Raw genomic sequence first — 10,625 nt, forward strand, 5'->3', positions numbered from 1 at the left:
GCGCTGGGGCGGGGGTCCTCGCGGAGGGGCGGGGCCGACTGCGGGGGGACCGCGCGGGCGGCGGGCACCGAGGGCAGGGGGGCGGGCTCGGCCGGGCGGCCCGCGGGCGGTTCGCCGCCCTCGGCCGCGCTCTGCGCTGCGGCCCGGCGGGCGCCGTAACGGCGGTGCACCGCCTGCTTGGTGACGCCGAGCGCCGAACCCACCGCGTCCCAGGAGAAGCCGAGCGAACGGTCGAAGTCGACCGCGGCCGTGACCAGCGTCTCGACGCTGTCCCGCAGCTCCTGCGCGAGCCGCACGGTGGGGGCCGGGGCGCGCCCGTAGACCACGAAACCGGCGGACGGGCCGGTGCGACGGGGGCGGTAGACATTGCCGAGCTGGGCGGTGAGCGTGCGCAGCGCGTCCACCTGGCGGCGGACCCGCTCGATGTCCCGGACCAGGAGGTGCAGGCTGGCCCGTGCCTGGGCGTCATGAGTTGCGTGGTCGGCCATGAAAAGCCTCTCGAACCGGCGTTGACGGGGAGTTGGAGGGGGAGGGCTGGGCGGGGGTTGGAGACGGGGAGTCGGACGGACGGCGGGAAATGGATCGGGCCGCGACAGCGGCCCGATGCGGTCAATCTGCCTTGACCAACGCGGCACCCGCCCGTCGGTCACGGTCCGGGGCGTGCGGCAGTCCGCTCGTACGCCCCCTCGGACGGCGGACCATAGACTTCAGACGCTGCTTGCGACGAAGCGCTGTTCGCGACGTTCCCGCCGTATCCGCTGTGTGAGAGGTAGTTCGCCACCCATGAGGCTCGTCTTCGCCGGTACCCCCGAGGTCGCCCTGCCCGCTCTGGACGCGCTGATCGCGTCCGGGAAGCACGAGGTGGTGGCCGTGGTGACCCGTCCCGACGCGCCCGCCGGGCGCGGCCGTCGGCTGGTGGCCAGCCCGGTCGCCGAGCGGGCCGAGGAGGCGGGCATCGAGGTGCTCAAGCCCGCCAGGCCGCGCGATCCGGAGTTCCTGGCCCGGCTCACCGCGATCGCGCCGGACTGCTGCCCGGTGGTGGCCTACGGCGCGCTGCTGCCCAAGCCCGCGCTGGAGATCCCCGCGCACGGCTGGGTCAATCTGCACTTCTCGCTGCTCCCGGCCTGGCGGGGTGCGGCGCCCGTACAGCACTCCCTGCTCGCGGGCGACGAGATGACCGGCGCCTCGACCTTCCAGATCGAGGAAGGGCTGGACTCCGGGCCGGTGTTCGGGATGGTGACGGAGCAGGTGCGGGCCACCGACACCAGCGGCGATCTGCTGACCCGGCTGGCGTTCGCCGGTGCGGGGCTGCTCGAGGCGACGATGGACGGCATCGAGAACGGCACCCTGCGCCCGGTGCCGCAGCCGGACGAGGGCATCTCGCTCGCCCCGAAGATCACCGTCGAGGACGCGGAGGTCGACTGGACGGCGCCCGCGCTGCGCGTCGACCGGCTGGTGCGCGCGTGCACCCCCGCCCCGGGTGCGTGGACCACCTTCCGGGGGGAGCGGCTGAAGGTCGTCTCGGCGCGGCCGGTGGCGGACCGCACGGATCTGGAGCCCGGTCTGCTGGCCGCCACCAAGAAGGCCGTGTACGTGGGCACCGGCAGCCATGCCGTCGAGCTGACCTGGGTGCGGCCGCAGGGCAAGAAGCCGATGCTCGCGGCGGACTGGGCGCGCGGGGTGCGGATCGCGGACGACGAACGGCTCGGGGCCTGAGCGGGCCGCCGTGCCCAAAGCCGCCGTACCCAAAGCCGCCGCGCCGACGAGGCGGTCGTTGACTTCAACCTAGGTTGAAGTCCTACGTTCCTCACGAGACCTCGGAGGTGCGTGATGGACATGCAATCGACTGCCTGGCATTCCCTGTACCAGACGGCCAATGCACAAGACGACCGGCGGCCCTTCTCCCGCGAGACGCTGCGCCGCATCGGCGCCTTCGCCCGTCCGCACCGTCGTCAGCTGCTGCTGTTCCTGGTGCTGAGCACGGTCACGGCGGTGCTCGCGGTGGCGACGCCGCTGCTGGCGGGCCGGGTGGTGGATGCGATCGTCCACGGTTCGGGACAGGGCACGGTGCTCTCGCTCGCCGGGCTCATCGCCGCGATCGCCGTGGCGGAGGCGGCGCTCGGGCTGCTGACCCGCTGGCTGTCGGCGAACATCGGCGAGGGGCTGATCCTCGATCTGCGCACCGCCGTCTTCGACCACGTCCAGCGGATGCCGGTGGCGTTCTTCACCAGGACCCGCACCGGTGCGCTGGTCAGCAGGCTCAACAACGACGTCATCGGCGCCCAGCGGGCGTTCAGCGACACCCTCTCCGGGGTGGTCGGCAACATGGTGACGCTGCTGCTCACCTTTGTCGTCATGATCGGGATCTCCTGGCAGATCACCCTGGTGACACTGCTGCTCCTGCCCGTCTTCCTGCTGCCCGCGCGCCGGGTGGGCGGACGGCTGGCGAAGCTGCGGCGCGAGGCGGCCGCGCACAACGCCGCGATGAGCACCCAGATGACCGAGCGCTTCTCCGCGCCCGGGGCGACCCTGGTCAAGCTGTTCGGGCGGCCCGCCGACGAGTCCGCGGAGTTCGCCGCGCGGACCCGGCGGGTGCGGGACATCGGGGTGCGGACCGCGATGGTGCAGGTCTCCTTCGTGACCGCCCTGACCCTCGTCTCCGCCCTGGCCCTCGCCCTGGTCTACGGCCTCGGCGGCTGGTTCGCGCTGCACGGGCGGCTCGACCCCGGCGCCGTCGTCGCCCTCGCGCTGCTCCTCACCCGGCTGTACGCGCCGCTGACCGCGCTGGCCGGGGCGCGGGTCGAGGTGATGAGCGCGCTCGTCAGCTTCGAGCGGGTCTTCGAGGTACTGGACCTCGAGCCGCTGATCAAGGAGCGGCCGGACGCCAGGGAGGTCCCGGAGGGGCCGGTGTCCGTCGAGTTCGACCGCGTGGACTTCGGCTACCCGGCCGCGGACAAGGTCTCCCTCGCCTCCCTGGAGGAGGTCGCCACCCTGGACACCCGCGGCGGCGTCCCGGTCCTGCACCGGCTGTCCTTCCGCGCCGAACCGGGCCAGATGGTCGCGCTGGTGGGCTCCTCCGGCGCCGGGAAGTCGACCATCGCGCAGCTGCTGCCGAGGCTCTACGACACCGACGGCGGCGCCGTACGCCTCTCGGGGGTGGACGTCCGCGAGCTGACGGCCGACTCGATCCGCGCCACCCTCGGCATGGTCACCCAGGACGGCCACCTCTTCCATGACTCGATCCGCGCCAACCTGCTGCTGGCCCGGCCGGAGGCCACCGACGCGGAGCTGTGGGAAGTGCTGCGCCGGGCCCGGCTCGAGGGGCTGATCGCAGCTCTGCCGGACGGTCTTGACACCGTCGTGGGCGAGCGCGGCTACCGGCTCTCCGGCGGTGAGCGCCAGCGGCTCACCATCGCCCGGCTGCTGCTGGCCCGGCCCCGGGTGGTGATCCTTGACGAGGCCACCGCGCATCTGGACTCCACCTCGGAGGCGGATGTGCAGGAGGCGCTCGGCGAGGCGCTGGAAGGGCGCACCGCGGTGGTGATCGCCCACCGGCTGTCCACGGTCCGGACCGCGGATCTCATCCTGGTGGTGGAGGACGGGCGGATCGTGGAGCGCGGTACGCATACCGCGCTGCTGGCCGCCGGAGGCCGCTACGAGGAGCTGTACCGCACCCAGTTCGAGCAGCCGACGGCGGCCGGCGGGTTCGCCGTGGCCGCCGCTCCCACGAACGGGACGACCGTCGGCGGTACGGCCCCGGACGGCGGCCCCACGACCGCCGACGCCCCGGCGACGTAGGCTGGTCCCTTCAGCCCGATCCGTCCCCCGGAGCACATTTCCCGTGACCGACCAGCCCCGTCGTCGCCCTCCCCACGCCCCGAACCGGCCTGGCAAGCCCTACCGCCGCCCGCAGAAGGACCCCGTGCGGATCCTCGCCTTCGAGGCGCTGCGGGCGGTCGACGAACGGGACGCGTACGCCAACCTCGTCCTCCCGCCCCTGCTGCGCAAGGCGCGGGAGAGCGCGGAGTCCGGCGGCGGGCCGCGGTTCGACTCCCGGGACGCGGCGCTCGCCACCGAGCTGGTCTACGGCACGCTGCGCCACCAGGGCACCTATGACGCGGTCATCGCCGAATGCGTGAACCGTCCGCTGCGCGAGGTGGACCCGCCCGTGCTCGACGTACTGAGCCTCGGCGCCCACCAGTTGCTCGGGACCCGTATCCCCACCCACGCCGCCGTCTCCGCGAGCGTCGAGCTGGCCCGGGTGGTGCTCGGCGACGGCCGGGCCAAGTTCGTCAACGCCGTGCTGCGCAAGATCGCCACCCATGACCTCGACGGCTGGCTGGAGCGGGTCGCGCCGCCCTACGACGAGGACCCCGAGGAGCACCTGGGTGTCCGCCACTCGCATCCGCGCTGGGTCGTCTCCGCCCTGTGGGACGCGCTCGGCGGCGGCAGCGCCGGTATGGAGGAGCTGCTGGCCGCGGACAACGAACGGCCCGAGGTCACCCTCGTCGCCCGGCCCGGCCGGTCCACACCGGGGGAGCTGCTGGACGCGGCCGGCGAGCAGACCGCGGTGCCGGGCCGCTGGTCGCCGTATGCGGTGCGGCTCACCGAGGGCGGCGAGCCCGGTGCGCTGGAGGCGGTGCGCGACGGGAGGGCCGGAGTGCAGGACGAGGGCAGCCAGCTGGTGGCCCTCGCGCTGGTGAACGCCCCGCTGGAGGGGGCCGACCGGCGCTGGCTGGACGGCTGCGCGGGCCCCGGCGGCAAGGCCGCGCTGCTTGCCGCGCTCGCCGCCGGGCGCGGTGCCTCGCTGCTGGCCGCCGAGAAGCAGCCGCACCGGGCCCGGCTGGTGGCCAGGGCACTGGCGGGCAACCCCGGGCCGTATCAGGTGATCGTCGCGGACGGCACCCGGCCGCCGTGGCGTCCGGGGTCCTTCGACCGGGTGCTGGTGGACGTGCCCTGCACCGGCCTGGGCGCGCTGCGCCGCCGTCCCGAGGCGCGCTGGCGGCGCCGCCCCGAGGACCTCGAGGGCTTCGCCCCGCTCCAGCGCGGGCTGCTGCGGGAGGCGCTGGCCGCGGTGCGCACCGGCGGGGTGGTCGGCTACGCCACCTGCTCCCCGCATCCGGCCGAGACCCGGGCCGTGGTCGAGGACGTCCTCAAGGGGCGGGGCGGCGCTGCCGTCCCCGCGGAGTGGATCGACGCCCGGCCGCTGCTGCCCGGGCTGCCCGAGCTGGGCGAGGGGCCCGACGTCCAGCTGTGGCCGCACCGGCACGGCACGGACGCCATGTATCTGGCCCTGCTGCGCCGCACCGGCTGACCACGGTCATCTCCGGGCGGTAGCTCCCGGGATCAGCCCTCCGGGACCGCCGGAAGCGCTTCCTCGGGCTGGTCGGTGGGGGCGTAGAGCGCGTCGGCGCGGGCGGTGGGGTTGAGGTCCCTGTGCACCGCGCGCGCCACCGCCTCGATGGTGGCCACGCCCGCCTTCATGGTGCGGTCGTCCTGGGTGAGCACGGTGAGGGTGTAGTCGTGGCCGCCGCCGGTGAAGGCGCCGACGCTGTGCACCCGCCAGCCGTGGGTGGACCGCTTCAGCCAGCCGTTCTTCACATGGATCTCCGTACCGCCCGGGGCTCCGGCCGGGGTGCCCCAGCGCTGTCCCCGGATGACCTTGCCCATCAGGGAGAGGACGTAACTACGGGAGCCGTCGCTCAGCACCGCGTTGGGGCGGGTGATCAGGTCGAGCAGCCGCTCCTGGTCGTTGGCGGTGATCCGGGTGAGCCCCCAGTAGCCGTTCCTGCCGGGCACGGTGGCGTCCATTCCGGCCGCCCGCAGGAACGCCGTGACCCTGGAGGGCTTCAGCTGCTTCCACAGCTTGCTGGTCGAGGCGTTGTCTGACTTGGTGATCATGGCTTTGGTGAGGGTCTTCTCGCGTTTGGTCAGCCCCCGGTGGTGCCGCTGAGCGTCCCACAGCAGCGTCCCCAGCACCGTCACCTTCACCACGCTCGCGGAGTCGAAGCCGCGGTTCGCGCGCAGCGTGCAGCGGGTGTCGCTGGCGTGGTCGCGGAGGCTGACCGCGACGGTGCCGGACCGGCCGCGCAGCGCGGCGGCGATGTCCCTGGACAGCTTTCCGGCCAGCCCGGACTGGTGCGAGACGCAGACCGGCCGCGGTGCCGTGGCCGCGGCGGAGGCGGGTCCCGCCCCGGCGAGCGGCGCCGCGACGACGGCCGCCGTGAGCGCCGCGCACACCGCGGTGCGGGAATGCCGGGGTATTCGGTCTCTCGTCATGGGGCGCCTGTTTACGCACGATGGCCAGGGGGTTCTGTCCGACATCTTCATGATCCTGGTTCCCCCGGCGTCCGTCGATCCGAGCGGGACCGGGCGATCGCTTCGAGCCGGGGCGGGCGATCATTCCAAGGTGAGGCCGGTGATCACCGCGGTGCGGGCCTCCGCGCGGTGATCCCGGCTCCATGGACCGGCGCCGACCGTGGGAGGCTTGGAGCCATGGCCCCGCAGATCAGTCCCAGCATCCTGTCCGCAGACTTCTCCCGCCTGGCGGATGAGGCGAAGGCGGTCGAAGGCGCCGACTGGCTCCACGTCGACGTCATGGACAACCACTTCGTTCCCAACCTCACCCTCGGCGTGCCGGTGGTCGCATCGCTGGGCAAGGCCACGGAGACCCCGCTGGACTGCCATCTCATGATCGAGGACCCGGACCGCTGGGCGCCGCAGTACATCGAGGCGGGCGCGGGCTCCGTCACCTTCCATGTGGAGGCAGCGGCCGCACCGGTGCGGCTGGCGCGCGAGATCCGGGCCAAGGGCGCGCGGGCCTCGATGGCGCTCAAGCCCGCCACGGCCATCGAGCCGTACGAGGACCTGCTGCCCGAGCTGGACATGCTGCTGGTGATGACCGTGGAGCCCGGCTTCGGCGGCCAGGCGTTCCTCGACATCATGCTGCCGAAGATCCGCCGCACCCGGCAGCTCATCGACCGGCACGGCCTCCAGATGTGGCTCCAGGTGGACGGCGGGGTCTCGGCCGAGACCATCGAGCGGTGCGCGGAGGCGGGCGCCGATGTGTTCGTCGCGGGCTCGGCCGTCTACAGCGCCGACGACCCGGCCAAGGCCGTACGGGAGCTGCGCCACCTCGCCGAAAAGGCGACCGGTGCCCCCGGTTCATGAGGCGGTGTGGCCACCGGTCGGTGAACTCAAGGGTGAAGGTCAAACCAACTCCGCCGTTTCTGACAGGATGAACGGTGAGTCCGGACAGTGAATAGTGAGGAGACCGCGGTGTCGACGGGCCGTTCAGCCACGCGGATGGGACCCGCCGAACTGGTGCAGGCGGCCGCCATGGCGCGCCGCTTCTACCTCGAGGGCAAGTCCAAGATCCAGATCGCCGAGGAGTTCGGCGTCAGCCGCTTCAAGGTCGCGCGGGTGCTGGAGACGGCGCTCGAGCGTGATCTGGTGCGCATCGAAATCCGGGTTCCGGCCGAGCTCGACGCGGAGCGCTCCGACGCGCTGCGAGCCCGCTACGGGCTGCGCCACGCGGTCGTCGTGGAGTCCCCGGCCGATGCCGAGGCGGACACCCCGGACCCGGAGAACCTCGGCGAGGTCGCCGCGGACCTGCTGGGCGAGCTGGTCACCGAGGGGGATGTGCTGGGGCTGGCCTGGGGGCGGTCCACGATCCACATGGCGGCCGCGCTGCACCGGCTGCCCCCGTGCACCGTCGTCCAGCTCACGGGCGTGTACGACGCGGGCACGGCCGAGCGCGGCTCGGTCGAGGCGGTGCGCCGGGCCGCGGCCGTCTCCGGCGGTGAGGCGCATCCGATCTACGCGCCGATGCTGCTGCCGGACACGGCCACCGCGGACGCCCTGCGCGGCCAGACCGGTATCGCCCGCGCCTTCGAGTACTTCGACAAGGTCACCGTGGCCTGTGTCTCCATCGGCTCCTGGGAGGCCGGGATCTCCACGGTGTACGACATGCTGACGGAGGAGGAGCGGGCCCACTACGAGAGTCTGGGCGCCGCCGCCGAGATGTCGGCCCACCTCTTCGACGCCGAGGGCCGCCGCATCGGGCGGGACCTGGGCGAGCGCTGCATCACCGTGGAGGCCGACCGGCTGCGCCGGATCCCCGAGGTGGTGGCGATCGCCGGTGGCCGCCGTAAGGCCGAGGCGATCGGGGCGGTGCTGAGGTCCGGCCTGGTCACCAGCCTGGTGACGGACACGGCCGCCGCGGACTACCTGCTCGGGATCACCCCCGCCGCCCACCCCGCCCTCGACCGGGCGGACCCGGACGGGCCGTGAGCGAACCGATGCTCACGGGTCGGCTCTCGGGGCGCTGAGCATCGCCGATTCGATGATCGCCCGCAGTTCCTCGGTGGTGGCGCCGTCGCGTGCTTGGACGGCCAGCCCGTGCAGCACGGTGGTGAACAGGGCCGCGAGGGTCCCGAGGTCCGCGGTGGCGGGGACGTCACCCGCCGTGACACCCCGCTCGAGCCGTTGCCGGAAGAGCTCGCGCACGGCCTGTCGGCGCTCGGTCACAAAGGCGCTGACCTCTTCGTTCCGCGCGCTGCCCGCCGCGGCCGCGAGCACGACCATGCATCCGGGCGGGCGCTCGGGGTCGGCGAAGGTGACGATATTGGCCCGCAGCAGCGCACGGATGCCCTCGTAGGCCGTCGGCGCCTCTTCCAGGGCACGCTGCGCCGGGGCGCCGACGGTGGCCCCGTACAGCTCGACGGCCTCCCGGAACAGGCCCTCCTTGCTGCCGAAGCAGGCGTACAGACTGGGTGACGCGATGCCCATCGCGGTGGTGAGGCGGGTCATCGAGGCGCCGTCGTAGCCGTACGTCCAGAAGACTTCCATCGCCGTGCGCAGTGCGGTGTCCCGGTCGAAGCCGCGCGGTCTGCCCCGCTGCCCCATGAGCGCTCCCCTCATTTCTGTGCCGATTGTAAAACAAACCCCATTGACAGGTCCCGACGGGCTGCTAGGTTTCTGTGTCGATCGACACAGAAATGAGGGAGCACAGATGAGTGACCTGTCCGGCAAGGTGGCGCTGGTGACCGGTGGCAGCCGTGGGATCGGGGCCGAGATCGCCCGGACGCTGGCCGACCGGGGAGCGGCGGTCGGCCTGACCTATCACAGCGCGGCGGACCAGGCGAAGGGTCTCGTGAAGGAGATACGGGCGAACGGCGGGCGCGCCCTCGACATCCAGGCGGACAACGCGGACCCCGGCGCGGTGCGGGCGGCGATCGAGACGACCGCCGCCGAGTTCGGCGGCCTCGACATCCTGGTCAACAACGCGGGGGTGTTCCCCTCCGGGCCCCTGGAGGAGGTGACCCCGGAGGAGCTTGACCGCACCCTGGCGATCCACGTCCGGTCGGTGTTCACCGCCGCACAGACCGCGTCCCGGCACATGACCGACGGAGGCCGGATCATCAGCATCGGCAGCTGTCTGACCGAACGGCTGCCCGCCCCGGGAATGTCCCTGTACGCGATGAGCAAGTCGGCCTTGACGGGCCTCACCAGGGGGCTGGCCCGGGACCTGGGCCCGCGCGGAATCACCGCGGTCGTGGTGGACCCCGGCCCGACGGACACCGACATGAACCCGGCCGGGGGACCCGCCGCCGACTTCCTCCGCGGCTTCATCCCCCTCGGCCGTTACGGACACGCACGGGACGTCGCCGGGATGGTGGCCTATCTGGCCGGACCCGGCGGCCGCCATGTCACCGGCAACTCCATCCTCGTGGACGGCGGCTTCGCCGCCTAGCACCAAGGGCTGAGAGGGGAGATCCGGCCGTGACAACCCTGCCGAACTCGGTCCTCGGGAAGGCCGTGGCGCTCCTGAACGCCTACGAGCCCGGTGACGAATCGCTGAGCCTCGCGGAGCTCCACCGGCGGACCGGCATCCCCAAGACCACCTTGCACCGGATGCTCGGCGAGTTGGGCGAGTGGAAGGTTCTCGAGCGGACCCGCCGGGGGTACCGCCTGGGGATCCGGATGTTCGAGTGGGGCCAGCTCGTCTCCGTCCAGCGCTCGCTCTGCGACGTCGCGGCGCCGTTCCTCGCCTGCCTCTCCGAGGCGACGCACGCCACCGTGAACCTCGCGGTGCCGGAGGGGCCCGACGTGGTGTACATCCAGAAGATCAACGCCCCCGACGAGCCCCGGAGGCCGCCACGCGTGGGTGGTCGGCTGCCGATGCACTGCACGGCGCTCGGCAAGGCCATCCTTGCCCATGGCCTCCCCGGCCAGCTCGACGATCTGGTGTCGGGCGGCCTGGTCGGGCAGACCTCACGCTCGGTGCGCGACCTGGTCGTCCTCCGCGCCGAAATCGAGCGGGTGCGGGCGCGGGGCTTCGCGGAGGAGCGGGAGGAGGCCGTGGTCGGGGTCGCGTGCGTAGCCGCGGCGGTCCGTAACCCAAGCGGTGCGGTGGTCGGAGCGATCTCGGTCGCCGGGCCTCCGGCGAAGATCGACGCGGCGCGGGTCTGGCCGACGCTGCGGGCCACGGCGCAGGGCCTGTCGCGCCATGTGGGCAGGCGCGGGCCCGGCTGGTGAAGCGCGGTGGCACCGCTCCGGTCCCGGCCTCCGGGAGGGGCCCGCGCCCCACGGACCGAGACGGTCCGAAACCTCTTGCGGCCCGG

The 10,625-nt window shown here is 73.0% G+C and carries 10 protein-coding genes; 7 read left to right on the forward strand and 3 right to left on the reverse strand.

From position 1 onward, the window contains the following. Nucleotides 1-488 (reverse strand): hypothetical protein (locus tag VT50_RS05990; RefSeq protein ID WP_107424740.1); only part of this gene is annotated, 488 nt, incomplete at its 3' end. A gap of 295 nt (nt 489-783) precedes the next feature. Here VT50_RS05990 and fmt point away from each other — a divergent pair. The 3 genes from fmt to VT50_RS06005 all read left to right on the forward strand — a co-directional run bounded on the left by fmt (nt 784) and on the right by VT50_RS06005 (nt 5,314). Beyond that, the gene (gene fmt / locus VT50_RS05995) at nt 784-1,716 is read left to right on the forward strand and encodes a methionyl-tRNA formyltransferase (RefSeq protein WP_046088123.1); all 933 of its coding nucleotides are present in this window, start codon (nt 784-786) and stop codon (nt 1,714-1,716) included. Nucleotides 1,717-1,830: 114 nt separating this feature from the next. Then, on the forward strand, nt 1,831-3,798 hold the full coding sequence (locus VT50_RS06000; protein WP_046088124.1) for an ABC transporter ATP-binding protein: 1,968 nt from the start codon (nt 1,831-1,833) through the stop codon (nt 3,796-3,798). A gap of 43 nt (nt 3,799-3,841) precedes the next feature. Beyond that, complete coding sequence (locus VT50_RS06005) at nt 3,842-5,314, forward strand: RsmB/NOP family class I SAM-dependent RNA methyltransferase (protein ID WP_046088125.1); 1,473 nt, start codon at nt 3,842-3,844, stop codon at nt 5,312-5,314. Between the two features lie 32 nt (nt 5,315-5,346). Here the strand turns inward: VT50_RS06005 and VT50_RS06010 are convergent, their stop codons facing one another. After that, on the reverse strand, nt 5,347-6,279 hold the full coding sequence (locus tag VT50_RS06010) for a serine hydrolase (RefSeq protein WP_046088126.1): 933 nt from the start codon (nt 6,277-6,279) through the stop codon (nt 5,347-5,349). Between the two features lie 216 nt (nt 6,280-6,495). On the opposite strand from VT50_RS06010, the gene rpe reads away from it, so the two are divergent. Beyond that, nucleotides 6,496-7,170 (forward strand): ribulose-phosphate 3-epimerase, encoded by a 675-nt coding sequence (gene rpe, locus VT50_RS06015; protein WP_046088127.1) that lies wholly within the window; start codon nt 6,496-6,498, stop codon nt 7,168-7,170. A gap of 135 nt (nt 7,171-7,305) precedes the next feature. Then, nucleotides 7,306-8,292, forward strand: a complete 987-nt coding sequence (locus VT50_RS06020; RefSeq protein ID WP_075200442.1) for a sugar-binding transcriptional regulator — start codon at nt 7,306-7,308, stop codon at nt 8,290-8,292. Between the two features lie 12 nt (nt 8,293-8,304). Here VT50_RS06020 and VT50_RS06025 read toward each other — a convergent pair whose 3' ends face one another. Beyond that, entirely contained in the window at nt 8,305-8,922 is a 618-nt protein-coding gene (locus tag VT50_RS06025; protein WP_240529057.1) for a TetR/AcrR family transcriptional regulator, read from the reverse strand. Between the two features lie 91 nt (nt 8,923-9,013). On the opposite strand from VT50_RS06025, the gene VT50_RS06030 reads away from it, so the two are divergent. Then, a complete protein-coding gene (locus VT50_RS06030) occupies nt 9,014-9,754 on the forward strand; it encodes an SDR family NAD(P)-dependent oxidoreductase (RefSeq protein ID WP_063893241.1) in 741 nt (246 codons plus the stop codon). A gap of 29 nt (nt 9,755-9,783) precedes the next feature. Continuing rightward, complete coding sequence (locus tag VT50_RS06035) at nt 9,784-10,539, forward strand: IclR family transcriptional regulator (RefSeq protein ID WP_079343771.1); 756 nt, start codon at nt 9,784-9,786, stop codon at nt 10,537-10,539. The last annotated feature ends 86 nt before the right edge of the window (nt 10,540-10,625 follow it).

Origin of the sequence: Streptomyces antioxidans, from assembly GCF_000968685.2 — a bacterium.
Classification (GTDB): Bacteria; Actinomycetota; Actinomycetes; order Streptomycetales; family Streptomycetaceae; genus Streptomyces; species Streptomyces antioxidans.